22 protein-coding genes and 1 tRNA gene are annotated in these 24,246 nt (G+C 75.2%); 11 read left to right on the forward strand and 12 right to left on the reverse strand.

What is annotated here, in order from left to right; translation table 11 throughout:
- The first annotated feature begins 58 nt into the window (after positions 1-58).
- The 3 genes from ASF50_RS14795 to ASF50_RS14805 all read left to right on the forward strand — a co-directional run bounded on the left by ASF50_RS14795 (position 59) and on the right by ASF50_RS14805 (position 4,538).
- A complete protein-coding gene (locus ASF50_RS14795) occupies positions 59-1,777 on the forward strand; it encodes a dolichyl-phosphate-mannose--protein mannosyltransferase (RefSeq protein WP_056904901.1) in 1,719 nt (572 codons plus the stop codon).
- 44 nt (positions 1,778-1,821) lie between these two features.
- A complete protein-coding gene (locus tag ASF50_RS14800; protein ID WP_056904902.1) occupies positions 1,822-2,247 on the forward strand; it encodes a pyridoxamine 5'-phosphate oxidase family protein in 426 nt (141 codons plus the stop codon).
- A 71-nt stretch (positions 2,248-2,318) separates the two neighbouring features.
- Positions 2,319-4,538 carry an acyltransferase family protein gene (locus ASF50_RS14805; RefSeq protein ID WP_056904903.1) on the forward strand — a complete coding sequence of 740 codons (2,220 nt, stop codon included), beginning with the start codon at positions 2,319-2,321 and terminating at the stop codon, positions 4,536-4,538.
- Here ASF50_RS14805 and ASF50_RS19115 read toward each other — a convergent pair.
- A complete protein-coding gene (locus ASF50_RS19115; RefSeq protein WP_056865727.1) occupies positions 4,450-5,268 on the reverse strand; it encodes an alpha/beta hydrolase family protein in 819 nt (272 codons plus the stop codon). The two genes, ASF50_RS14805 and ASF50_RS19115, sit on opposite strands and share 89 nt — an antisense overlap.
- Before the next feature lie 225 nt (positions 5,269-5,493).
- Here ASF50_RS19115 and ASF50_RS14815 point away from each other — a divergent pair, with 225 nt between their 5' ends.
- Positions 5,494-6,525 carry a hypothetical protein gene (locus ASF50_RS14815; RefSeq protein ID WP_056865726.1) on the forward strand — a complete coding sequence of 344 codons (1,032 nt, stop codon included), beginning with the start codon at positions 5,494-5,496 and terminating at the stop codon, positions 6,523-6,525.
- A gap of 31 nt (positions 6,526-6,556) precedes the next feature.
- On the opposite strand, the gene ASF50_RS14820 is transcribed toward ASF50_RS14815, so the two are convergent.
- Positions 6,557-8,680: a DEAD/DEAH box helicase gene (locus tag ASF50_RS14820; RefSeq protein WP_056904905.1), complete on the reverse strand. Its 2,124-nt coding sequence runs from the start codon at positions 8,678-8,680 to the stop codon at positions 6,557-6,559.
- Between the two features lie 386 nt (positions 8,681-9,066).
- On the opposite strand from ASF50_RS14820, the gene ASF50_RS14825 reads away from it, so the two are divergent.
- Positions 9,067-9,360, forward strand: a complete 294-nt coding sequence (locus tag ASF50_RS14825) for a YiaA/YiaB family inner membrane protein (protein WP_056865724.1) — start codon at positions 9,067-9,069, stop codon at positions 9,358-9,360.
- Positions 9,361-9,406: 46 nt separating this feature from the next.
- On the opposite strand, the gene ASF50_RS14830 is transcribed toward ASF50_RS14825, so the two are convergent.
- On the reverse strand, positions 9,407-10,783 hold the full coding sequence (locus ASF50_RS14830) for an aldehyde dehydrogenase family protein (protein ID WP_056865723.1): 1,377 nt from the start codon (positions 10,781-10,783) through the stop codon (positions 9,407-9,409).
- Positions 10,783-11,757 (reverse strand): TauD/TfdA dioxygenase family protein, encoded by a 975-nt coding sequence (locus ASF50_RS14835; protein ID WP_082503202.1) that lies wholly within the window; start codon positions 11,755-11,757, stop codon positions 10,783-10,785. Before ASF50_RS14835 ends, ASF50_RS14830 begins: the two co-directional genes overlap by 1 nt.
- 157 nt (positions 11,758-11,914) lie before the next feature.
- Here ASF50_RS14835 and ASF50_RS14840 point away from each other — a divergent pair, with 157 nt between their 5' ends.
- From ASF50_RS14840 to ASF50_RS14845, 3 genes are all read left to right on the forward strand, one after another.
- Positions 11,915-12,862: a universal stress protein gene (locus ASF50_RS14840; protein WP_056904906.1), complete on the forward strand. Its 948-nt coding sequence runs from the start codon at positions 11,915-11,917 to the stop codon at positions 12,860-12,862.
- Positions 12,863-13,099: 237 nt separating this feature from the next.
- Positions 13,100-13,264, forward strand: coding sequence for a hypothetical protein (locus tag ASF50_RS19120; protein ID WP_156698075.1), 165 nt, complete (start codon positions 13,100-13,102; stop codon positions 13,262-13,264).
- A 4-nt stretch (positions 13,265-13,268) separates the two neighbouring features.
- Entirely contained in the window at positions 13,269-14,105 is an 837-nt protein-coding gene (locus tag ASF50_RS14845; RefSeq protein ID WP_082503204.1) for an acyl-CoA thioester hydrolase/BAAT C-terminal domain-containing protein, read from the forward strand.
- Between the two features lie 25 nt (positions 14,106-14,130).
- Here ASF50_RS14845 and ASF50_RS14850 read toward each other — a convergent pair.
- From ASF50_RS14850 to ASF50_RS14880, 7 genes are all read right to left on the reverse strand, one after another.
- A tRNA-Ala gene (locus tag ASF50_RS14850) sits at positions 14,131-14,203 on the reverse strand.
- Positions 14,204-14,286: 83 nt separating this feature from the next.
- Positions 14,287-15,303 (reverse strand): hypothetical protein, encoded by a 1,017-nt coding sequence (locus ASF50_RS14855; protein WP_056904908.1) that lies wholly within the window; start codon positions 15,301-15,303, stop codon positions 14,287-14,289.
- Positions 15,304-15,381: 78 nt separating this feature from the next.
- Positions 15,382-15,987, reverse strand: a complete 606-nt coding sequence (locus ASF50_RS14860; protein WP_227489022.1) for a GNAT family N-acetyltransferase — start codon at positions 15,985-15,987, stop codon at positions 15,382-15,384.
- A complete protein-coding gene (locus tag ASF50_RS14865) occupies positions 15,984-16,511 on the reverse strand; it encodes a molybdenum cofactor biosynthesis protein B (RefSeq protein ID WP_082503205.1) in 528 nt (175 codons plus the stop codon). Before ASF50_RS14865 ends, ASF50_RS14860 begins: the two co-directional genes overlap by 4 nt.
- Positions 16,508-16,987 (reverse strand): cyclic pyranopterin monophosphate synthase MoaC, encoded by a 480-nt coding sequence (moaC, locus tag ASF50_RS14870; protein WP_056865717.1) that lies wholly within the window; start codon positions 16,985-16,987, stop codon positions 16,508-16,510. Before moaC ends, ASF50_RS14865 begins: the two co-directional genes overlap by 4 nt.
- Positions 16,987-18,219, reverse strand: a complete 1,233-nt coding sequence (glp, locus tag ASF50_RS14875) for a gephyrin-like molybdotransferase Glp (RefSeq protein ID WP_056865806.1) — start codon at positions 18,217-18,219, stop codon at positions 16,987-16,989. Before glp ends, moaC begins: the two co-directional genes overlap by 1 nt.
- Positions 18,212-19,630 carry a UTP--glucose-1-phosphate uridylyltransferase gene (locus ASF50_RS14880; protein WP_056904909.1) on the reverse strand — a complete coding sequence of 473 codons (1,419 nt, stop codon included), beginning with the start codon at positions 19,628-19,630 and terminating at the stop codon, positions 18,212-18,214. The genes glp and ASF50_RS14880 overlap by 8 nt, the downstream gene beginning before the upstream one ends.
- A gap of 23 nt (positions 19,631-19,653) precedes the next feature.
- Between ASF50_RS14880 and ASF50_RS14885 the strand changes: the two genes are divergently transcribed.
- Positions 19,654-20,250 (forward strand): 5-formyltetrahydrofolate cyclo-ligase, encoded by a 597-nt coding sequence (locus tag ASF50_RS14885; RefSeq protein WP_056904910.1) that lies wholly within the window; start codon positions 19,654-19,656, stop codon positions 20,248-20,250.
- 33 nt (positions 20,251-20,283) lie between these two features.
- Here ASF50_RS14885 and ASF50_RS14890 read toward each other — a convergent pair whose 3' ends face one another.
- Positions 20,284-22,974, reverse strand: coding sequence for a penicillin acylase family protein (locus tag ASF50_RS14890; RefSeq protein ID WP_082503206.1), 2,691 nt, complete (start codon positions 22,972-22,974; stop codon positions 20,284-20,286).
- Positions 22,975-23,070: 96 nt separating this feature from the next.
- On the opposite strand from ASF50_RS14890, the gene ASF50_RS14895 reads away from it, so the two are divergent.
- Both ASF50_RS14895 and ASF50_RS14900 read left to right on the forward strand, forming a co-directional pair.
- The gene (locus ASF50_RS14895; RefSeq protein ID WP_056904911.1) at positions 23,071-23,430 is read left to right on the forward strand and encodes an FmdB family zinc ribbon protein; all 360 of its coding nucleotides are present in this window, start codon (positions 23,071-23,073) and stop codon (positions 23,428-23,430) included.
- Positions 23,431-23,506: 76 nt separating this feature from the next.
- Entirely contained in the window at positions 23,507-24,214 is a 708-nt protein-coding gene (locus ASF50_RS14900; protein WP_082500538.1) for an SAF domain-containing protein, read from the forward strand.
- Positions 24,215-24,246 lie beyond the last annotated feature (32 nt).

The following is a 24,246-nucleotide window of genomic DNA, read 5'->3' on the forward strand; positions in this document are numbered from 1 at the left end:
CGCCCCTCGGCCCCGAAGCCCCGCGGCGCCGGGGTGGCGCCCCGTAGAGTCCACCCCCGTGACGACCACGCAGGCGCCGCACCCGGGAGCGGCACGCGGGCTCTCCGGGACCGCGGCGGGCGAGACCCTCCCGACCGCGTGGCAGCGGGCCAGGGGCCGGCTGGGCGTCGAGGACCCCTTCATCGGCTGGTCGGCCGCGCTGGGCCTCGCCCTGCTCGCGCTCGTGCTGCGGCTGTGGCGCCTGGGCGAGCCGAAGGTCTTCGAGTTCGACGAGACCTACTACGCCAAGGACGCGTGGTCGCTGGTCAACCACGGCTACGTCCGCGAGTACGTCGACGGTGCCGACGAGAAGATCCTCGCCGGCACGACCACGGGGGTGTGGAAGGGCGATCCGTCGATGATCGTGCACCCCGAGGTCGGCAAGTGGCTGATCGGGCTGGGCGAGAAGGTCTTCGGCATGGAGCCCTTCGGCTGGCGGGTCGCCTCGGCCGTCGTGGGCGCCCTCATGGTGCTCGTGATGTGCCGGCTGGCGCGACGGGTCACCGGGTCGACCGTGCTCGGCCTGGTCGCGGGGCTGCTGCTCATGCTCGACGGGCTGCAGTTCGTGCTGTCGCGCCTGGCGCTGCTCGACATCTTCCTGGCCTTCTTCACCCTCTGCGCGGTGGCGTGCCTGGTCAACGACCGCGACTGGCACCGCGCCCGCATGGCCCGCCTGCAGCCCGTGCCGCTCACCGGAGGGTGGGGACCCGTGCGCGGGCTGCTGCTGCGCCCGTGGCTGCTGCTGGGCGGGATCTGCTTCGGCCTGGCGATCGGCACCAAGTGGACCGCGCTCTACCCCCTCGCCGCACTCGGCGTCCTGGTGTGGCTGTGGAGCAGCGGGGCGCGGCGCTCCTTCGGCGTGCGCGCGGCCGTGCTCCGCTCGGCGGTGGTCGACGGCCTGCCGGCCTTCGTGCAGCTGGTCGGCGTCGCCGCGGTGGTCTACGTCGGCACGTGGGGCGGGTGGCTGGTGCACGCCGGGCAGTACGAGGAGGCGCTCTCCTCCACGCAGTACACGCAGTTCACCGGGCAGGGCCACTGCGACGGCGACTCCTTCGTCTCCGACGACCCCGACCCCGACGCGCGCTGGCCCACCGCCACCGAGCCCGACGCCTCCGGCCCGGCCGAGGTCGTGCAGTCGCTGCGCTCGCTCTGGTACTACCACCAGGACGTCTACACCTTCCACACCAACTTCCTCGACTGCTCCACCCACAGCTACGCCTCGAAGCCCGCAGGGTGGCTGCTGCTCAACCGCTCGGTCGGCGTGGCCGCCGACACCGGCATCCAGCCCGGCACGCGCGGCTGCACGGCCCCGGAGGGCAGCGACTGCCTGCGTCAGGTGCTCCTGCTGGGCACCCCGACGATCTGGTGGGCCGGCATCCTGGCGCTGGTGTTCTCGGCCGCGATGTGGCTCGGGGCCCGCGACTGGCGCCACGGCCTCGCCGTGGTCGGCGTGGCCTCGACCTGGCTGCCGTGGCTGGCCTACGACGACCGGCCGATCTTCTCCTTCTACGCCATCGTCACCCTGCCCTTCATCGTCCTGTCGTTGACGCTGGCCATCGGGGCGCTGGTCGGCCGGAGGCGCGGCCCCTCCACCCGCCGCACCGTCGGCGTCGTCGTCGCCGGGGCCTTCCTCGTGCTGACCCTGGTCAACTTCGCGTGGTTCTGGCCGATCTGGACCAACGGGCTGCTCACCAACGGCGAGTGGCTGGACCGGATGTGGTTCGCCCGCTGGATCTGAGGTCGGGCCGGCCACGGTGACCGGCGACGCCTAGGCTGCCCGTCATGAGCGCCTTCACCCCCGGCTGGGACAGCCTGCCCGAGCCGCTGCTGGCCTTCTGGACCGAGCGCCACCTGTGCACGCTGACCACCCTGCGGCCCGACGGGCGCCCGCACGTCGTGCCGGTGGGGGTCGCGCTCGACCCGGAGCGCGCCTGCGCGTGGGTGATCACCTCGGCGAGCAGCCGCAAGGCGCTCAACCTCGCCGACCCGGCGGGCTCCCGGCTGGTGGCCGCCTGCCAGGTCGACGGCGCGCGGTGGTCGACCGTGGAGGGCACCGCCGAGGTGGTCGACGACCGGGAGCAGGTCGCCCGGGCCGAGGAGCGGTACGCCGCGCGCTACCGCCAGCCGCGGGAGAACCCCGCCCGCGTGGCCCTGCGGATCGAGGTCGCCCGCTTCGTCTTCGGCCCCGGACTGCTGCGCGCCGCCTGACCCGGGCGCCGCCGCGCCGAGGGTCCCCCACCCGGCTCGCCGAGCGCGCGCGGTGGTTAGCGTGGTGGCCAGTGAGCCCGTCCCCCGCGCGCGCAACGCACCTGCGCACCGACATCCAGGGACTGCGTGCCGTCGCGGTCGTCACCGTCGTCCTGAGCCACCTCGGCCTCGGCCCCCTCACCGGGGGGTTCGTCGGCGTCGACGTGTTCTTCGTCGTCTCGGGCTTCCTCATCACCCAGCTGATGCTGCGAGAGGTCGCCCGCACGGGCGGCCTCTCGCTCACCGACTTCTACGCCCGCCGCGCCCGACGGATCCTGCCGGCGGCCTCGCTGGTCCTGGTGGCCAGCGCGGTCGCCTCGGCGCTGTGGCTGGGCCCGCTGCGCGCCCCCGAGGCGTTCGTCGACGTCGTGTGGGCCGCGGCCTTCGCGGCCAACGTCCGCTTCGCCGAGCGCGGCACCGACTACTTCGCGCAGGACCTCTCCCCCTCGCCGGTCCAGCACTACTGGTCGCTGGCGGTCGAGGAGCAGTTCTACGTCGTGTGGCCGCTGCTGCTGCTCGCCGTCGTGCTCCTGGCCCGGAGCCGCCACCGGGCCCGGGCCGCCGGACCCGGCCAGCCCGCCCAGCCGGTGCCGCTGGGAGCGCTGGCCGGCGTGCTGGTGGTCGTGGCCGCCGTCAGCCTGGCCTGGTCGGCGCACCGCACGGGCGAGGCCCCGACGGCGGCGTACTTCTCCAGCCTGACCCGCGCCTGGGAGCTGGCGCTGGGGGCGCTCGGTGCGGTGGCCGTCGCAGCCTGGCCCGCGAGGCGCACCCTGCCCCGCGCGGTCGTCGAGCCGCTGGCGCTGGCCGGGCTGGCCGCCGTCGGCTGGGCCTGCCTGCGGCTGACGCCGGCCACGCCGTTCCCCGGCACCGCCGCGCTGGTGCCCGTGCTCGGCACCCTCGCGGTGCTCCTCGCCGGCGCGACGGCCACGCGCTCGGTGGTCGACCGGGCGCTGTCGCTGCGTGCGCTGCAGCTGCTCGGCGGCTGGTCGTACTCGATCTACCTGTGGCACTGGCCGCTCGTCGTCATCCCCTCGGTGCACGTCGGCCGGGCCCTCACCCTCGGCGAGAAGCTCGCCCTGGCCGGGCTGACCCTGCTGCTGGCCGCGCTGACCACACGCCTCGTCGAGGACCCCGTGCGCCGCGCCCGCGGCCTCGCGCTGCCGTGGCGCGGGCTGGTGCTCTACCCCACCACGCTGGCCCTCGTCGTGTCCTCGGCGGTGGCCGCCGGCGCCTACGTGCAGCGCACGCAGGGAGAGGGCGGGCGCGGTGCGGCGATCACGCTGCCTGACGACTGGCGCCACGAGCTCGGCACCGACGACCCGGCCACCGCCCTGGTGCGCGCCTCGGCGCGGGCCAGCCGTGAGGGGCGCGCCGTGCCGCGTCGCCTCCGCCCCCCGCTGACCCGCCTGCTCGACTCCACCGCCGACCTCGCCGGCTGCGACTACCGCGACGACACGCTGCGCGAGCTGTGCCCCCGCGGCGACCAGGACGCCGAGCGCACCGTGGTGCTGCTGGGCGACTCCCACGCCCGCCACTGGATCCCGGCGCTCGATGCGGTCGCGGAGCAGGCGGGCTACCGCGCCTACTACCTGGCCAAGCCCCAGTGCGTGCCGTGGCTGGTGACCTCGCTGCGCGGCGGCACCGAGGAGCCCTTCACCGCCTGCGACGACTTCAAGCGCTGGGCGCTGGAGCAGGTCGAGCGGCTCCAGCCCGACCTCGTGGTCGTCTCGAGCTCACCGGGCACCAGCAGGGGCGTGCTCGTCGACGGCGAGGTGGTCGACGACCCCGAGGAGACCGCCCGCGCGGTGCGCCGCGGCACGACCGCCCTGCTGGAGCGTCTCGACGCCGCGGCGGGGCGGACGGTGCTGCTGGCCGACGTGCCGATCCTGGCCGACGACCCGGGGCCGTGCCTGTCCTCGCGCCCGCGGTCGCTGCGGGCCTGCCTGACCCACGAGCGGCCCGACCACCGGGCCGCGGCCGCCGCACAGGTGCGGGCGGCGGACGCCGTCGGTGTCGGCTCGGTGCGCACGCGGCAGTGGTTCTGCGCGGGCGACGACTGCCCCGCCGTGGTCGGCTCGACGGTGCCCTACCGCGACGGCGGGCACGTCACCACGCAGTACGCCGAGCAGCTGGCCCGCCCGCTGGGGGTGTCGCTGGGCCTGCTCAGGCGCAGGAGTTCGCGAAGCGCACCAGGTCGAAGGCGCTGTAGTGCGACGGGTCGTCGTGGGGGCCCTGCACCGGCCGCACCGTGACCTCGGCGCCGGCCTCGCGCAGCCGCCCCGCCATGACCTCGGTGTTGTCCTCGAAGGGCACGTAGGGGTCGACGGGCGAGGCGACGAAGCGGTAGCGCACGTCGGCGGGGAAGCGCGAGGCGTTGTCCACGGGGTTGCGGACGAAGGGCCACGGCTCGCCGTCGTAGGCGGCGCGGATGAAGCCGTCGGCGCCCGGCACGTTGCCCATCGTGCGCATGTCGACGGCGGCCTTCACGCCGTACCAGCACGGCGGCGACTCGATGCCGTGCACGACGGCGTTGAGCGAGGTGGTGGCGCCCATCGAGGTGCCGATGAAGAGCTTGACCTCCGCGCCGCCCTGCTCCTCGGCCCACGCGATGAGGCGCTCGGTGTCCTCGGTGGAGGCGGGGTTGCCCCAGGCCTCCCGGTGGAAGAGGGACGAGGCGACCACCCAGCCGTCGCGCCGCAGCGCGTCGAGCCACGGACCGTCCATCTTGTCGTTGACGTTGCCGCCCTGGCCGTGGAAGAAGACGGCCACGCCCTTGGGCTCGTCGGTCGGCGGCAGGTTGATGCGCACGGGCTGTCCCGCGAGCACCGAGGTGACCTGCTCGCCGGGGTGCTCGCCGCTGGCCCCGGTCGTGGCGAGCACGAGCCCGAGCGCGAGGACCCCGGCGAGCACGGCCTGGGCCACGCGCTTGGGCACCGACGAGCGACGCCGAGGGGCTCCGGGGATCGTCGACGGCGAGGTCATGGCGACGATTATCAACCGCGGCGGGCTGTTTCCCACATCGATCCGGCAGATCGGTGGCAGCGGTCCGGTCGACCCCGCCGGTCCGGCGCCGCGGATCGAGACCGGATCGTGATGGCCGCCCGCTGGGATCCGCGGGTCCGCGGGCGGGGCGCCGGGTAGGAAGGGAGGCGTCGACGCGGGAGCTGCTCGGAGCCCCCGCACGGGCCGAGGAACGGCGGTGGGCGGATGCTCTCGCGACGCACGCGCACCCGCGTGGCGGCCCTCCTGCTCGCGCTCTCCGCGGCGCTCGCCGGGTGCGCACCGGCGGGTGACGAGGGCGGGGCCGGCGACCTGACGGTGCCGGTCGGAGCCCCGACCTACGACGTCGCCGCGCCGGCGTGGGCCGTCGGGCGGTCGCTGCACGTGGGTGACGTCGTGCTCGACGTGCGCCCCGCGCCCGAGGCGTTCGTGGTGACGACCGCCGGCGTCTACTACCTGGCCCGCGGGACGCTGTGGTTCACCGACGGCGCCGACCCCGTGGCGGTCGCGGAGGTGGACACCGACCGCCTGGCCCTGTCCACCGACGGGCGGCACCTGGGCCTGCTCGACCGGGTGCACGGGCCCACGGACGAGGCCGGCGTCGCGGCGGCGGTCGCCGTCGTGCTCGACGTGACCACCGGCAAGGAGGTGCTGCGGACCCGTCCCGCTCGACCCACGGTCGACGTCGCCGCGCTCTACGCCGCGCAGCCCCCGGCGTTCGTCGGGTTCGACGAGGACGCCGCCTACGTCGCCGACCCCCTGGTCGACGGCGTCACCCGGCTGCCGCTCGACGGCGGGCCGGGCGGGCCGGCCCCCACCGACCTGCGGGTGGACCGCTCCCTGGGCTCCGAGGTCGACGTCGTGCGGACGACGGCGGGCCACCTGAGGCTGGCCCGCGACGGTGAGCGGCCCGACGCCCGCGCCCTGCTGTCGCCGGCCGGCGACCTGCTCCACCCCCTGGGCGCCGCGACCCCGCCCCGGGCCTACGACGCCGCCTCGGGGGTGCCGGTGCGCTTCGACCCGGGCGAGCGGTGGTTCCAGCTCGGCGGCTGGATCGACCAGGACACCTACTACGGCGCGGCCAGCGCCGACGGCTCCTCGGCCGGGCCCAGCGGGCGCACCGTCGTCGTCGCCTGCGACGTCAGGGCACCGCGGTGCCGACCGGTCAGCGCGGAGTTCCAGCTGCCGACCGGACCGGAGCTGGTCTTCGGCACCGGCAGCCCCGCGACCGCTCGCTGAGCCGCCCCGGGGCCGGGCCCCGGGACGGCTCTCAGCCGCGCGCCTGGAGCGCCTCGGTCAGCAGCGCGACCAGCGCCTCCAGCTGCACGTCGACCGAGCTGGACACCTCGTCGTCGGAGCCGTCGAGCGCCCGGGCGGCCAGGCCGGCCTTGCTGTCGATGAGCTCGGCGACCTTGGTGTCGATGGTCTGCGCCGCGATGATCCGCCACGCCGTCACCGGCTCGGCCTGGCCGATGCGGTGGATCCGGTCGATGGCCTGGGTCTGCTCCGCGTCGGTCCACGACAGCTCGGCGAGCACCAGGTTGGAGGCCACCTGCAGGTTGAGCCCCACGCCGGCCGCCATCAGCGAGCAGACGACGATCTGGACGTCGGGGTCCTCCACGAAGGCGTCGATGTTCTTCTGCCGCACGCGCGGGGTCTGGTCGCCTCGGATCGAGGCGTAGCTGATGCCCCGCTTGGCGAAGGTCTCCTCCGCGACGTCCATGACGTCGAGGTGCTTGGCGAAGAAGACGACCTTGCCGACGTTGCGCGCCAGCTGCGCGGCGTAGTCGGCCGCGAGGCCGGCCTTGGCCTGGCCGATGCGCCGCATCATCGAGAACACGTTCTCGTCGGTCTTCGTGGTCGTGGTGTCCTCGCGCTCCCACGTCGCGACCCGGCGCACCAGCTCGTGGTCGATGCCGGCCACGGTGCGGCCCGAGGTGCGGGTGGCCAGCGCGGTGTCGTAGCGCGCGACCATGCGGCGGGCCAGCTCGCGCTCGGCCTCGCGGATGGAGCGGCCGATCTCGTCGTCGAGCTCGACGGGCAGGTCGGCGACGCGTCGTGCGGGGATGTCGGAGGCCACGTCGACCTTGCGGCGCCGCACGATGCCCATGTCGACCACGGCCGCGCGGGCCGCGGGGTAGAACGCCGGGTCGGCCGGGGTCATCCCGGTCTCCTCCAGCTTCTCCATCAGCCGGGCGCGCGGGGTCTTGTCGTCGGTCCAGCCGAGGAACTGCCAGATGGCGCGGAAGTCCTCGATGTCGTTGATCAGCGGCGTGCCGGTGAGCGCCATCAGCAGCGGCCGGGCGATGCGGGCGCGGATCCGCTCGGAGAGCTGGAGCACGTGCTGGGAGCGCTGGGAGGTCTTGTTCTTGATGAAGTGAGCCTCGTCGACCACCATGCCGCGGAAGCCGAGGTCGCCCAGCCAGCCGACGTGGCGGTCGAGGATCTCGTAGTTGACCACCACGATGTCGGCGAAGCCGTCGACGGTGTCGCCGTTGCCGTGGACCACCGTGACCGCGCGGTGCGGCGTCCAGCGCTCGGCCTCGCGGGCCCAGTTGGTCTTCACCACGTTGGGCACCACGACGAGCAGCGGGTAGGCCCCCGCCGCCTGCGCGGCCAGCAGCGCCTGGGCGGTCTTGCCCAGGCCCGGCTCGTCGGCCAGCAGGAAGGTGCGGTGGCCGTCGGCGGCGGCCTGCACGACCTGCGCCTGGTGGTGCATCAGCTCCAGGCGGCCCGGCGCCGCGACGGACGCGGTGTCGGGCAGCGGCATGCACGCGGAGTGGCCGCCGGCGTACTCGAAGGAGCGCAGCAGGGGGCCGATGAGCTCCCAGCCGGCCAGGCGACGCGGGCGCGGCTCGGTGGGCTCGGCGTTGGCGAAGTCGGGCACCAGGAAGGGGTTGGCCAGCTTCCGGGCGATGACCGACTGCGGCACGATCCGCTTCTCGGCCAGGCCGGTCGCCGGGGTCTCCTCGCGGTCGGCCACGACGCGCTGCTCGATGCCGGCGGCCTCGAGCATCTCGCGCTTGAGCAGCGCGGCCGACTCCGAGAGCCGCGCGTCCTCGGCCAGCAGCTGCAGCAGGGAGGTGTCGCGCGCCGCGGTCTTGGCCAGGATGGTGGCCACGCCGTCGAGGCGCTTGAGCTGCTCGGCGCGCTGGGCCTCGGTGACCTCCTCGTCGCCCTTGACGCGGGCCCGCTCCTCGCGCACCAGGATCGCGACGACCTGGAACTTCGTGCGCAGCGACGAGGCGACCGACCCGCGGGCCACGCCGTTCTCGACCTCGCGCACGGCACGCGCCAGCACCGGGATGATGCCCTCGTTGTCGATGTCGCGCACGCGCCGTTGGCGCGTCGCGGTGCGGGACCCGCCTGAGCGGCGCTGGTCTCGTCGAGCCACGTACTCCTCCTCTGGAGCGCCCGGCGTGCACGACCCCGTCGCGGGGTGGCGGCCCGCGCCGGCGGCGCGGCGACCGTCTCGGACGCACGGGCCGGGCGGCCGCTGCGTCACGTGTCCATCGCGTGTCTCGGCCCCGACCCGACCACGGGGGTTCGGGACGCCGAGGGGCTGCTGCCGGTCTCGGCGTGGAGCCGCGGTCACCGGGTGGTGACCGCCTGGCGGCTGCGGGCCGCCCCTGGCGCCACGGGCGCCGGGGCACCCGGAGGCGCCGCGACCATGGTAGCCGCACCCGGGCCGGTTGAGCACTCGGGCTCAGGCGCGGCGCGGCGGGCGCCGCCAGGCTGGTGGGCACACCGGCCACCCCGGCCCCGACCAGGAGGACCACCATGAGCTCGCCGAACCCCCGCAGCACCCAGAACACCACGGCCTTCTTCGCCCAGGCCGCGATCTCCTTCGGCGCCGCCCTGCTCGGCCTCGCGATCGCCGTGCTCTACCTGCCGGTCGACCCGTGGGTGCGGGCCTTCCTCGCGATGACCACGCTCTTCCTGGTCTCCTCCTCCTTCACCCTGGCCAAGGTCGTGCGCGACAACCAGGAGAACAGCGCGGTCACCACCCGCCTCGACCAGGCCCGCGTCGACAGGCTGCTCGCCGAGCACGACCCCTTCCGCGCCGTCTCCTGAGGCTCCCGACCCGGGGCGGCACCGGTCGGCGCGGCGCGCGCGTCGTTCAGCGCGGCACGCGCGTCATCACGTGCTTGAAGCGGGAGTAGTCGTCGATCGAGCGGGTCGACAGCTCCGCGCCGTAGCCCGACGCACCGAATCCGCCGAAGGGCATCTCCGAGACCGTCGTCAGGTGGTCGTTGACCCACACCGTGCCGAAGTCGAGGCCTCGGGTGAAGCGGTCGGCCCGGGCCAGGCTCGCGGTCCACACGCTGGCCGCGAGTCCCTGCTCGACGTCGTTGGCCAGGGCCAGCAGGGCCTCGTCGTCGGGGGCTCGCTGCACCGTCACCACCGGGCCGAAGACCTCGCGCTGCACCACCTCGTCCCGCTGCCCGACCCCGCTCAGCACGGTGGGCGCGTAGAACCAGCCGGGGCGCTCGAGCCGGCGCCCGCCCACCTCGACCCGGGCCCCGCCCGCGACCGCGCGGTCGACGAAGCCGGCCACGCGCTCGAGCTGGCGCCGGCTGACCAGCGGGCCCAGCCGGGTGTCCTCGTCGGCGGGGTCGCCGACGCGCAGGTCGCGCACGGCCTCGACGTACGCCGCCAGGAAGGCGTCGTGGACGGAGTCGGCCACCAGCACCCGGCACGCCGCGGTGCAGTCCTGGCCGGCGTTGAGGAAGCCGGCCGGCACCAGGGTGGCGACGGCGTCGTCGAGGTCGGCGTCGTCGCAGACCACGACGGGCGCCTTGCCGCCCAGCTCGAGGTGCACCCGGGTCAGCGACTCGGCCGCGGTCGCCGCGACCGCGCTGCCGGTGGCGCTGTCACCGGTCAGCGAGACCAGACGCACCCGCGGGTCGCGCACGAGGGCCTGGCCCACCTCTGCCCCGCCGAGCACCACCCCGAGCACCCCCGCGGGCAGCACGCGGGAGGCCAGCTCGACCAGCCGCAGCGTCGAGCGCGGGGTCAGCTCGGAGGGCTTGACCACCGCGGTGTTGCCGGCGGCCAGCGCCGGGGCGACCTTCCAGACGGCCTCGAGCAGCGGGTAGTTCCACGGCGTGACGAGGGCGACCACACCGAGCGGCTCGCGGCGCAGCGTGGAGGTGCGACCGGCGGCGTACTCCCCGGCGGAGCCGGCGCTCGGCACCCGGGACGCGCCAGCGAGGAAGCGCAGGTTGTCGACCACCCCGGGCAGCTCCTCGCGGGCGTGGTGGACCGGCTTGCCGACGTCCTCGGAGTCCAGCAGCGCCAGCTCCTCGGCGTGCTCCTCCACGAGGCCGGCGAGGGCGAGGAGCGCGTCGGCACGTGCCCCCGGCGTGCTGCGCGACCAGTCGGGGAAGGCCGCGGCGGCGGCGTCGACCGCGCGGGTCACCGCAGCGGTGTCACTGGTCGCCAGGCTCGAGCGCACGCCGCCGGTCGCGGGGTCGACGAGGTCGAGCAGCGGCATCAGCTGATCAGCTCGTCGATGCGCGAGTAGGCCTGCGCGTCGCCGCGCAGCACCCGGCTGCGACGCCCGTCGATGCTCACCGGCACGTCGCCGGCCACGGTGATGCGGCGCATCTCGCGGTAGGCCGTGCCGAAGTCGGCCACGGCGTAGTGCTGGGTGGCGCGGTTGTCCCACATGGCCACGTCACCGGGCTGCCAGGTCCAGCGGATTGTGTTCTCCAGCCGGGTGATCCTGTTCTGGAGCAGGGTGAAGACCGCCACGGACTCCGCGGAGCTGAGGCCGCTGAAGGCCTTGACGAAGTGGCCCAGCACCAGCGAGCGCTCCCCCGTCTCGGGGTGCACGCGCACCACGGGGTGCTCGGTCTCGAAGAGCTGGGAGGTGAAGTCGGCGCGGGTGTAGCGCGCGTCGGGCTCCTCGGAGTCCTCCTCGTGCTGGGCGTAGTCGTAGGAGTTGGTGTGGACGGCCCAGAGGTCGTCGACCAGGGCGCGCAGCGAGGCGGGCAGCGCGTCGTAGGCGGCCACCGTGTTGGCCCACACCGTGTTGCCCCCGAAGGGCGGGAGCTCCACGGCGCGCAGGACGCTGATCGCGGGCACCCGGTCGACGAAGGTCACGTCGGTGTGCCAGGCGTTGGCGGCCATGCCCTTGTCGGCACTGACCGTGAAGACCCGGGCGCTGCCGGTGTTGACGGTCGGGTGGGCGGTCGTGAGGGGGCCCATGGTCTCGGCGAAGGCCTGGTGCGCGGCGTCGTCGAGGTGGTCCTGGCCGCGGAAGAAGACGACCTTGTGACGCAGGAGGGCCCCGCGCACGGCCGCGACCGTCGCCGCGTCGAGGTCGCCCCCGAGGCGCACGCCGTCGACGCGCGCCCCGATGCGGGCGCCGAGCTGGTGGACGTCGAGCCGGTGGACGTTGAGCCGGTGGACGTCGAGCCGGTCGCCGCCGTGGGCGGCCTCGGGGCGGTCGAGGGTGCTGGTCATGGCTGCTCCTGCGCGCGTCGGGTCGGATGGCGTACCAAACCATAGTGACACACGTGAGTTACTCGGGTTCGACTCACGGCGGGGCCGGGACGCACGACCCCCGACGTCAGGACGTCCGCCCCTGCCCCGCGGCGCACGGTGCGTCGAGGCTGGGGGCATGGACCTCTCCCCTCGCCCCGACGACCAGACCCTGCCCGCCGCGAGCGCCGGCGAGACCGCCCACGTGCCGCCGGGCAGCATCGTCGTGGGCGTCGACGGGTCGGAGACCGCGGCCCAGGCGCTGGTGTGGGCCTGCGACCAGGCCGACCTCGAGCAGCGCCCGCTGACCCTGGTGCACGTGCTCGAGCCCGTGCAGGTGCCGGCGTCCGGCATGTACGCCACCACGGCGATCGACTACGGCCTGCTGCTCGACCAGGTGCGCGAGGGCGGGGTCGCGCTGCTGGCCGCCGCCGAGGCCGCCGCCCACGAGCGGGCGCCCGGCGTGGTCGTGCACCGCGTGATGTCGAGCGCCGACCCGCGTGGCGTGCTGCTGGGGCTCTCGCGCCAGGCCGCGATGGTCGTCCTCGGCTCCCGCGGCCGCGGCCCGCTGCGCAGCCTGCTCCTCGGCTCGGTGAGCGTCTCGGTCTCCAAGCACGCCTCCTGCCCGGTGGTGGTGCGCCGACCCGACCACCCGCAGCGCCCGCGGACCGGCGTGCTGGTCGGTGTCGACGGCACCGCGCGCTCCCTCCCGGCCGTCGAGTTCGCCTTCCGGATGGCGTCCTTCCGCGGGCGCCCCCTGATCGTGCAGCACTCCTACTTCGACGCCACCGAGGCCCTGGCGATCCAGCGCGGGCTGCCCGCCCCCGAGCTCGCCGACGAGCAGGCCCTGGTGGCCGAGTCGCTGGCCGGGATGGCCGAGAAGTTCCCCGAGGTCGACGTGGAGGTCAGGCTGGGCCGGGGCTTCGCCGACCACAACCTCGTCGAGGACTCACGCGACGCCGACCTGGTGGTCGTCGGCCACCAGGTCGACGGACCGCTGGAGGACCTGCTCTACGGCTCGGTGGCCCCCATCGTGGTCGAGCACGCCCTCGGAGCCGTCGCCGTCGTGCCGGTGCCGGCGCCCTGAACCGGCCCCCTCGCGCTCAGGTGGTCGCGGTGCCGGGCGAGCCCGGCCAGCACCGGGCCGCGGGGGCGCTGAGGGCCGAAGGTCCCGTCGCTGGGCCGCGGAGGTCACCTCCTCGAGGGACTCGGCGGGGGCGGGGGCGGGCGCGGGGCGGCACCCACGCGTCAGCCCTCCGTCACGGCAGCGTCACGCCGGTGGCGGCGGGCCGCGGCGGCACGGCGAGACGCGTACGGTCGCACGATGAAGCTCACCTGCACCTACCGACCGCGCAACGCGTGGGGTGAGGAGGTCGAGCGCCACGTGGAGGGCCCCGACCCCCGCTCCACCGCCGACTTCCTGGCCCTGCTCGACGCCGAGGCCCCTGACGGCCACGAGCTGGTCAGCGTGAGGATCGTGCGACGCTGAGGGCGTGAGGCCCGCCCCCGACGTCCACTGGTCCGCTCCCGTGCCCGCGGCCGACCGCGGCACCGGCGTGCTGGTGCTGGCCGGCTCCAGCGGCCGCCTCGACACGGGCCGCGCCGACCTCCTCGCCGCCCACGGCGCCACCGCGGTGGCGCTGCGGTGGTTCGGCGGGCAGGGCCAGCCGGCCCAGCCGTGCGAGGTGCCGCTGGAGACCTTCGCCGGCGCCCTCGACCGGCTGGCCACCTCGTGCGAGCGGGTGGCCGTGCTCGGCATGTCGTACGGCGCGGAGGCCGCGCTGCTGCTGGCCTGCCACGACGAGCGCATCGACGCCGTGGTGGCGCTGGCGCCCACCGACGTGGTCTGGGAGGGCGCCCGGGAGAACGACGACGACCCGCCGCGCGCGAAGTGGACCCGCCAGGGCGCCCCGATGCCGTTCGTGGCGCTCGACCGCACCTGGACCCCGCCGCCCGACCCGGCCTTCCTGGAGGTCTACGAGCGCAGCCGCGCGCGGGCCGCCCCCGAGGCGGTCGCCGCGGCCACCCTCCCGGTGGAGCGGATCGGCGGCGACGTGGTGCTCGTGGCCGGCGGCGACGACCGGGTGTGGGACAGCGAGGGACAGGCCCGGCGGATCGCCGCGCGCCGCGCCGCGGCCGGCCTCGCGACCACGGTGGTGGTCGATCCCGCCGCCGGTCACCCCGTGGTGCTGCCCGGCGAGGACGCGCCCGACCTGCGCCGGCCCTACCAGGTCGGCGGCGACGCGGGCGCGCCGCAGCGGCTCGGGGCGCTGGCCTGGCCCGCGATCACCGACGCCCTGCGCCTGGCACGACGAAGGCCCGCAGCCTGAGGGCTGCGGGCCTTGCGTCCATCGGTGGAGCTGAGGGGATTCGAACCCCTGGCCTTCTCATTGCGAACGAGACGCGCTACCAACTGCGCCACAGCCCCGGATGCGTCACCGCCGACGAGCGGCGGGCGATGCGGTGGGAAACGTTAGCACCGTCGCGGCGCCGTCACGAATCCGATGCCCGTCAGGAGCCCGTGCGGCGCGAGGCCCCCTCCTCGCGGGCGGCCTTGGCGGCGCGGGCCTGGTCGTCGGCCTCGCGGGCCAGCGCCGAGTCGGCCTCGGAGCGCCCGGAGGTCCACACGCCGGTGTCGTCGAGGTCGATGGTGCGCACCGTGCGGCGGGCCGCCGCGGGCTTGGAGACGTAGGTGGGCAGCGTGACCGGCACGGGGTCCCACAGGGCGGCGTCCGGGGTGGGGTCGGCCTGCACGGCGCTGATCTCCTCGGTCACCTCGCCGGGCAGCTCGAACTCCTCGCGCGGCTCCGGTGCGGGCGCCTCGAGGGGCCCGGCGGCCAGGGCCACGTCGAGCACGACCTCGGAGACGAAGGTGACGGCGGCGTGGGGGGCGTCCTCGGTCGCGCCGGTCCCGCCGGTCCCGGCGGCAGCGGTGCCGGCCGGGGTGGCGGGCGCGCGGCGGGCGCGGCCCAGACCGCGCTCCTGGCGCACCATCAGCCGGCAGGCCACCAGCCAGGCCACCAGCAGGGCGCCGGGGGCGGTGAGCGACCACCAGGAGACCACCGCGGTGGCGGCGAGCACGCCGACCACGACGAGGGCCAGCAGCAGGACGGCCAGCACGTTGCGACGGCGGCGCGCGGCGCTGCGCGCGGCCGCGCGACGGGCCACCGGCGACGGCGTACGGGTCGGAGCGCCGGCGGCGTCGACCGTCGCGTCGGTCGGGGGCGCGGGTGCCGGGGAGGAGACGGACACCGTGGACTCCAGGCGCACGGCCTCGCCTGCGGGGCCGGCCGCGGCACCGCCCTTGGTGGTCACCACGGGGCCCGAGGGCGCCCGGCCGGGCTGCACCACCAGGCGTGCGTCGCGCCGGTCGACCGGCTCGCGCCGGGCCAGCACCCGCATGCTCTGGGAGAAGCGCTCCACCGAGCGGCTCCGCGTCACCTCGTCGTGGTGGCGCAGGGCCTTCGGGACCAGGTAGACGGCCCACGCCACGGCGAGGGCGAGGAAGATGAATGCGCTCAGGTCCACCCCCGCAGCCTAGGTTCACTGCCTCAGGGGCTCTCGGATGTCAACCCGTGTGTCGCAGATCAGCTGCCGGGAGCGGGCTCAGACCACCCGGCGCAGCAGACCGTCGGGGCAGTCCTCGGCGGTGACGGCGTAGAGCCGGTGGTCGCGCCAGGCGCCGTCGATGTGGAGGTAGCGCGGGGCGTAGCCGACCTCGGTGAGCCCCAGCTTCTCGACCACGCGCAGGGAGTTGGAGTTCTCCGGGCGGATCGCGACCTCGATGCGGTGCAGGCCCAGCCCGGTGAAGCAGTGGTCGATGACCATCGCCACGGCGCGCGGCATGATGCCGCGTCCCGCGGCGTCGCGGTCGAGCCAGTAGCCCACCGAGGCGAAGAGCGCGGAGCCCCGCACCACGTTGTTGACGGTCACCTGGCCCACGAAGCGGCCGTCCACCTCGACGACGAAGGGGTACGTCGTGTCGTGGCGGGCCTGGCGGTGCAGCCGGCGCACCAGCGCCCGGAAGGTCGTGGGCCGGTCGTCGCCGCCCGGCGGCACCGTGGCGTCCCACGGCATCAGCCAGGCGGCGTTGCGACGCCTCGTCGCGCGCCAGGCGTCGGCGTCGCCGCGGCGCAGCGGACGCACGGTGACCTCCTCGTGGCGCAGGGCCACCGGCCAGGCCGACCGCGGGGGGCGCTGGTCACGGCTCAATGGTCGCTCCCCACGACCTGCTCGGCCGCGTGCACCAGCACGGGCGTCAGCACCGCCAGGCCGTCCTTGACGCCGCCGCGCGAGCCGGGGAGGTTGACGACCAGGGTGGTGCCGACGACGCCGGCGATCCCGCGCGACAGCATCGCCGTCGGCACGCCCTGGGCGACGCCGTGCGCACGGATGGCCTCGGCGATGCCCGGCACCTCGCGCTCGACCACGCTGCGGGTGGCCTCCGGGGTGCGGTCGGTGGGGGTGAGGCCGGTGCCGCCGGTGGTGAGGACCACGCGGGCCCCCGCCTCGACCGCGCTGCGGATCGCCGCGGCGACCGGCTCCCCGTCGGGCACGACCGCCGGCTCGCCGACCTCGAAGCCCAGCCCGAGGAGGGCCTCGACGATGAGCGGTCCCGTGGTGTCGGCGTACACGCCGGCGGAGGCGCGGTTGGAGGCCACCACCACGGCGGCGGGCAGGGCGCGGCGGACCGTCGGGGCGGCCTGGTCGGTCTGGTCGGTCGGGTCGGGGGTCATCGCGCCCAGTCCCCCGACTTCCCGCCGGTCTTGGTCTCGACGCGCACGTCGGTGATCACCGCGCCCTTGTCGACCGCCTTGACCATGTCGACGACCGTGAGCGCGGCGACCGAGACCGCGGTGAGCGCCTCCATCTCCACGCCGGTGCGGTCGGTGGTGCGCACGGTCGCGAGGATCTCCACGGCGTCGTCGGCCACGGCGAGGTCGACGGTGACGCCGGAGACCGCGAGCGGGTGGCACAGGGGGATCAGGGCGGGGGTCTGCTTGGCGCCCATGATGCCGGCGATGCGGGCCACGGCCAGCGCGTCGCCCTTCGGCACGCCCTCCCCGCGCAGCAGGCGGACCACCTCGGGCGAGACGAGCACCCGCCCGGAGGCCGAGGCCGTGCGGGCGGTGACGGCCTTGGCCGAGACGTCGACCATGCGCGCGGCGCCGGTCTCGTCGACGTGGGTGAGCCCGCCCGGGCGCTCGCCCATCAGAACTCCTCGTCGAGCCGGATGACCTGCACCGGCTCGCCGGCGCCGATCGACAGCGTGTCCTCGGGCACCACGATGAGCGCGTCGGAGGCCGCGAGGTCGCCGACCAGGTGCGAGCCCGACCCGCCGACCGGGGTGACGGTGGCCTGCCCCGAGGCGGCGTCGTACTCCCCGCGCAGGAACTGGCGCCGACCCGGCGGCGAGGTGATGGCGTGGGTCAGCCGGGCCTGCACCAGGGGGCGGGAGTGGGGGGTGATGCCCATCATCTTGCGCAGCGCCGGCAGCACGAACATCTCGAAGGAGATGTAGGAGGACACCGGGTTGCCCGGCAGGCAGAAGATCGGCGTGGCGTCGTCGCCCACGGTGCCGAAGCCCTGAGGCTTGCCCGGCTGCATCGCCACGGGGCCGAACCACACCGTGCCCAGCGGCCGCAGCGCCTCCTTGACCACGTCGAAGTCGCCCATCGAGACCCCGCCCGAGGTCACCACGACGTCGGCGCGCACGAGCTGGTCGGCCAGCGCGTCGAGGAAGGCGCGCGGCTGGTCGGGCACGATCCCGACGCGGTAGGCCAGCGCCCCGGCGCGACGCGCGGCGGCGGCCAGGAGGTAGGAGTTGCCGTCGTAGATCGAGTCGTGGCCCAGCGGCTGCCCGGGCTCGCGCAGCTCGGTGCCGGTGGAGAGGATGACCACCCGCGGGCGGGGCCGGGAGGCGACGCTGGCGCGGCCCACCGAGGCGAGCAGCCCGAGGTGGCGCGGGCCCAGGACGGTGCCCTCCTCGATGAGCAGGTCGCCCACCGAGACGTCGTCGCCGGCCACCCGCACGTGCTGGCCCGGCGAGGGCGAGCGCTCGATGCGCACGCGCGCGACCCCGTGGTCGGTCCACTCGTAGGGCACGACGCAGTCGGCGCCGCTGGGCACCGGCGCGCCGGTCATGATCTTGGCCGCCGTGCCGGGGGGCAGCGTCAGCAGCTGGGCGTTGCCGGCACCGATCTCGCCGACCACGGGCAGCTCGACGGGCGACTCCTCGCCGGCGTCGGCGACGTCGGCGTGGCGCACGGCGTAGCCGTCCATGGCGGAGTTGTCGAAGGAGGGCAGCGCGATGCCGGCGGTGACCGACTCGGCTGCCGCGAGGCCGAGGGTCTCCATCAGCGGCTGCTGCACGTGGCCCAGCGGGGTGATCGCCTCGAGCACCCGCGCGAGGTGCTGCTCGACGGTGATCGGGGCGTCAGCCACGGGCACGACCGTCGGTGGCGCCGGCCGTGGAGCCCTCGCCGGTGAGGACCTCGCCGCCGGGCAGGCGCTGGGCCGAGCGCGCCGAGAGCGCGACGTCGCCGACGACCTGCACGCCCTTGCCGAAGGTGAAGTCGCCCTCGACGCGCAGCGAGGAGGCGCCCTTCATCGAGGGCGCGCCCTCGGGGAAGCGCTTGTCGAACTCGCCGACCAGCTTGTAGAAGTCGCCGTCGAGGTCGACGAAGGGCACCTCGTCGGCGGTCTGGTCGAGCACGAAGTCGCGCCCCAGGTCGTAGACGTCGGAGCGCAGCACCAGCAGGTCGTTGGTCGTCTTGACCGGCACGAAGCGGTCGCGCCCGACCTCGATGAGCGTGGAGCCCTCGAAGACCTCGATCGCGGCGCCCATCGCGGTCTCGATCTGCACGACCTCGGTGGTGGACTTGTCGCCGGGGTCGACGTTCTTGACGTTGCGGATCATGGGCAGGCCGAGGATGCCGTCGCGCTGGTCGAGGGCCGCCTTCATCGCGGCCAGGTCGAACCACAGGTTGTTGGTCGAGCAGAACCGGTGCCGGTCGAGGTCGGCCAGGGCGTCCTTGTCGGCGTCGAGGGTCTGCGCGGTCTCGCGCAGCACGATCCGGCCGTCGGAGCGACGGCGCGCGAAGTGGCCGCCCTTGCGGTCCGAGGGGGTGCGGCGCACGGCCTCGATGGCGAAGGGCGCGCCGCTCGCGGCGAACCAGCCGGCGACCCGGGCGTCGGGCACGGCGCCGAGGTTGTCGGAGTTGGAGACGAAGACGCGCTCGTAGCCCGCCGCGATCAGCTCGTCGAGCAGGCCCGTGCCCCGCAGCGCGGTGTAGAGGTCACCGTGCCCGGGCGGACACCACTCCAGGTCGGGGTCCTTGGGGTACTCGACCGGGGCGAGGTCCTTGAGCCGCAGCTTGGGCTCCTTGTTCTGCAGGAACTCCAGCGGCAGACCGGCGACCGGCAGGTCGTCGTAGCGCGCGAGGGCGGCCATGGTGTCGCCCGAGGTGCGGAAGGAGTTCATGAAGATCAGCGGCAGGGTGGCGTCGTACTGCGTGCGCAGGTGCAGCACCTGGCGGGCGATGATGTCGAGGAAGGACAGCCCGCGGCGCACGCACAGCAGCGACTTGGCGCGGTCCATGCCCATCGAGGTGCCGAGGCCGCCGTTGAGCTTGATCACCGCGGTGGTGCGGATGGCCTGCGCGGCGACCTCGTCGGAGACCTCGACGTCGGCCAGCGACTCCATGTCGACCGGCTCGATGGTCGACTCCGGGATCATCCCGGTCTCGCCGTGCTCGAGGAGGCGGTAGTAGTGGGAGAACGTGTCGATCGCGACCTCGTCGACCCCCGCGGCGGCCATCTTGTCGCGCGCCATGTGCAAGCCAGGTGAACCCATGATGTCGATCGTAGGCTTCCGGGGTGGCCGCCTCGCAACCTCCCGCCCGATCCGCGGCCAAGACCGCCCTGCGCGACCGGCTCGTCACCGCCCGTCGTCGGCGCCCGCTGAGCGAGCGGGCGGAGGTCGCGGCGGCCGTGGCGGCCCACCTGCTGGCCGCGCCCGAGGTGCGCCGCGCGGCCACGGTCGCGGCCTACGTCGCGGTCGGCGACGAGCCCGGCACCGCTCCCCTGCTCGACGCCCTCGAGGCCTCGGGGCGCCGCGTGCTGCTGCCCGTGCTGCTCCCCGACGACGACCTCGACTGGGCGGCGTACGCCGGGCCGGGCTCGCTCGCCCGCGCCGGCCGGGGCCTGCTGGAGCCCGTCGGCCGGAGGCTGGGCCCCGAGTCCGTCGCGACCGCCGACGTGGTGCTCGTGCCGGGCCTGGCCGTCTCACCGCGCGGGGACCGGCTCGGCCGCGGGGGCGGCTCCTACGACCGGGCGCTCGCGCGGGTGCCGGTCGGCACCTTCACCTGCGTGCTGCTGCACGACGAGGAGGTCGGCCTCGACGTGCCCGTCGACGCCCACGACCTCCCCGTCACCGCCGCCGTCAGCCCCGCCGGCGTGGTGCGACTGCGCTGACCAGCGGCCTGACACGCGGCCTGCTCCTCGGGTCTACTCCTGGGCGGGCGCCAGCGTCATCGTGTCGTCGGCGGCGGCGCGCACGGCGTCGGGGCTGAAGGCCCAGGCCAGGGTCTCGCCGCGCGCCCACAGGTCGGTCTGGTCGGTGTAGTGGGGGTGGAAGGGGTGGCCGCTGACGCCGGTGAGGTTGATCCACCGCGAGTCGTCGAGTTCGGCCAGCGACACCACCATCCGCATCGAGGGGGCCGCGGTCACGGTGTAGCCCTCGGCGGCGTCCCACGCCGTGGCGTCGACCGCGGAGCCGCCGCCACCGGCCTTCCACCCGCCACGGTTGACCAGCCACTCCACCGGCGCGATGCCGGAGTCGCCGAGGGTCTGCTCGCGCAGCTCGAGGCGGTGCAGGTGGCCCCACTCCCAGTCGTCGGCGTCGTGGGCGTCGAGGCGCGTCAGCTCGTCGCGGGCGTCGAGCATCGACTGGCGCAGCACGTCGTCGCGGGTCTCGACCACGTCCTCGGTGGTGACGTCGTCCCACCACGGGTCCCGGGGCTCGCGCAGCAGCCGCTCCATGACGGCCCACCAGCGCTGACCGCCGTCGGGGCGCACCTCGGGTGAGAGCTCGTCGTCGAAGGTCTGCTGCAGCACCGTGCGCCACACGACGTTGAAGTAGGCCGCCGCCGCGCTCTGCGGACCCTCGGCGGGCTGGGTGAAGTCCCAGTCGCGCAGCTGGCGCTGCCCGCCGGTGTAGTAGCCGCCGGGCATCCGCTGCTGGAGCAGGTACGGCGTGAGCACCGGCCCCAGCGCGCTGGCGGTGTCGAGCTGCAGGTCGGTCATGTCGCCCACCGACACCGTGCCGCCGTCGGCGAAGCGGTCCTCCAGCACGTCGCGGATGCGCTGGGAGCGGTAGCCGCGGTCCCAGTCGTCGGTGAAGAAGGAGGGGAAGTCCTGCGCGACCACGGCCTGGTTGGCGGTGACGACGAAGCCGTCCTCGGGGTCGAGCACGTGGGGCAGCGAGCTGAAGGGCAGGTAGTCACCGGTCCAGTCGTTCTCCGAGCGCCAGCCCGCGGCGGGCAGCCGCCCGTCGTTGCCCGACTTGCGGATCGGGATCCGCCCCGGCGCCTGGTAGCCGATGTGGCCCTCGCGGTCGGCGTAGACGAGGTTCTGCGCCGGCACGGCGAAGGAGGAGGCCGCGGCCCGGAAGGAGTCCCAGTCGGTGGCCAGGTTCAGCTGGAGGATCGCGTCGGCGGTCGGGGCCGGGCGCAGCGCGGTCCACTGCAGCGACACCGCGAGCTCCTCGCCCTCGCGCACCGCTCCCCCGGGCGGGTCGGCCGCCTCGGCGTCGGCGACCCGGCCGATCGCCTCGGAGACGTCGGAGAGGATCGGCCCGTGGGCGGTGGCGCGCACCTCGAGCCTCACGTCGTCGCCGTCGCGCACCTCCACGGTCTCGGTGCGCGTGCGCAGCGGGCGGCGCTCGCCGTCCTGGATCCAGCTGTCGCCGTCGACGCGCTCGAGGTAGAGGTCGGTGACGTCGGGGCCGAGGTTGGTGAAGCCCCAGGCGATGTCGGCGTTGTGGCCGATCACCACCCCCGGCACCCCGGAGAAGGTGAAGCCGGCGACGTCGAGGGCGCAGGCGGGCGACACCGTGCGGCAGTGCAGGCCCATCTGCATCCAGACCCCGGGCAGCCCGACCCCGAGGTGGGGGTCGTTGGCCAGGATCGGCGCGCCGGTCGTGGAGTGCTCGCCGTCGACGACCCAGGAGTTGCTGCCGACGCCGTCGCCGCGCCCCAGCCACGCCGGCAGGTCCTCCAGACCGCGACCGACCGCGCGCAGGGCCGCGACCTGGTCGGCGCGCCACGGCGGGCGGACCGGGTTGCGGGAGCCGCCCCGCTCGGCGTCCTGCTCGAAGACGTCGTCCACCACCGCCCCCTGGTCGACGATCGGCGCGTGCTCGTCGTACGGGTAGGGCGGCCAGAGCTCGGCGGCGCGCTCCGGGCCGACGTCGGCGGCGGTGAGCACCCGGTCGATCTCGTCGGACATGTTGCCGCGCAGGTCCCACGCCATGGCCTTGAGCCAGGCCAGGGAGTCCACCGGCGTCCAGTCGGCGGGGCGGTAGTCGAGGCCGCTGAGGTCGAGCAGGGTGTACTCGATCGCGATCTCGGAGGGGTCGTGCTGGTCGAGGTAGGCGTTGACGCCCTCGCTGTAGGCCTCCAGCGCGGCGCGGGTCTCGGGCTCGAGCAGGCCGAGCTCCTCCTCGGCCACCCGGCGCCAGCCCATCGTGCGCACCACCAGGTCGCTCTCCAGGGCGGCCTCGCCGAAGAGCTCGGCCAGCCGGCCGGCGGTGGCGTGACGGCGCACGTCCATCTCGTAGAAGCGCTCCTGGGCCTGCACGTAGCCCTGGGCGCGCACGAGGTCCTCCACCGAGTCGCCGTAGAGCTGGGGCACGCCGTGGTCGTCGCGCACGACCTCCACCTCGCCCTCCAGGCCCGGCAGGCTGGCCTCGCCCGTGGTCTGCGGGAAGGGCCGGCGCACCACCACCGTGGCCGTCACCAGGCCCGCGAGCAGCACCAGCACGAGACCCACCACGACGTACGTCGAGACGCGCAGCGAGCGGGGCAGGCCGCGGAAGACGACCCAGCCGGAGGCCCAGGCCCGGCGGGTGCGCCGCGGCCACGAGGCCGGGCCGACCTGGGTCGGATCGGGCGAGGACGGGGCGGCGGGGTCGGTCATGGTGGACCTCATTGTGCCTTGGCGTAGCATTGGCAGTCGCCGGGTCGGAGTGCCAATCCCTCCCCCGGAAGCCGTCGAGTCCGACCGGGGAGAACCGTGCCGACCTACCAGTACGCCTGCACCGAGTGCGGGCACGCCTTCGAGCAGTTCCAGAGCTTCTCCGACGCCTCGCTCACCGAGTGCCCCCAGTGCCACGGGCGCCTGCGCAAGGTGTTCAACGCCGTGGGCGTCGTCTTCAAGGGCTCCGGCTTCTACCGCAACGACAGCCGCTCCACCACGACCTCCTCCGACGCCGGGTCGTCCTCGACCACGCCCGCCGCGCCGGCCGCCTCGGGCGGGTCGGGCTCGTCGAAGGGGTCGGACTCCGGCTCGTCCTCGTCGGGCTCGTCCTCCACGCCGTCGACCTCCTCGTCGTCCTCGTCCTCCTCCGCGAAGCCGGCCACCAGCTCGAGCTGACCCGGGCCGACCGGCCGGGCACCGCGCCTGTGGAGAGGCCGCCGCACGGCCCGGTGATCCGGCCTAGCGTCGGGCCATGCGCTCCTTCCCCGCGTCCGTCGCCGACCGGCCACGCACGACGGCTGCCGACGGGCCCCACGCCCCGTCGCGTCGCCGGTGGCGGGAGCCGTTGCGCGCCGTCCGGCGCGCCGTGCTCGCCCGGCGCCGGGTGCTCGCCGCGCTGCTGACCGCGATCGCGGTGGTCGCCGGCCTCCGGGCCGCGACCGCCCCGGCGGCGCCGACCCGCCCGCTGCTCGTGGCGGCGCACGACCTGCCGGCCGGCACCGAGCTCACCGCCGCCGACCTGGTGCGCGTCGAGCAGGTGCCGGGCACGCAGCCGGCCGGCCTGGCGCCCGACCCGGTGGGGCGGGTCCTCGCGGCGCCGCTGCGCCGCGGCGAGGCCGTGACCGACGTGCGCCTGGTCGGGCCCGCCCTCGCCCCCGAGGGCCTCACCGCGGTGCCGGTGCGGCTGCCCGACGCCGAGATGGCCGGCCTGCTGCGCGTGGGCGACCGGATCGACCTCATCGCCACCGACCCGCAGGGCGCCGAGCCCCGGGTGGTGGCGCCGGGCGTGCAGGTGGTCGCGCTGCCGGGTGACGCGGCGTCGACCGGCACCGGCGGCCAGGGAGGCGCGGGGCTGGGGACGACCGGTCGCGTGGTGGTGGTCGCCGCACCCGACGTGCTGGTCGCGGGCCTGGCCGATGCGGCCGTGCGCACCTTCCTCACCTGGGCGTGGGCCCGCTAGCGTGCCGCCCGGGGCGGGACCGGCTCGTCCCG

It is taken from the genome of Nocardioides sp. Leaf307, assembly GCF_001423135.1.
Taxonomy (GTDB): Bacteria; Actinomycetota; Actinomycetes; order Propionibacteriales; family Nocardioidaceae; genus Nocardioides; species Nocardioides kribbensis.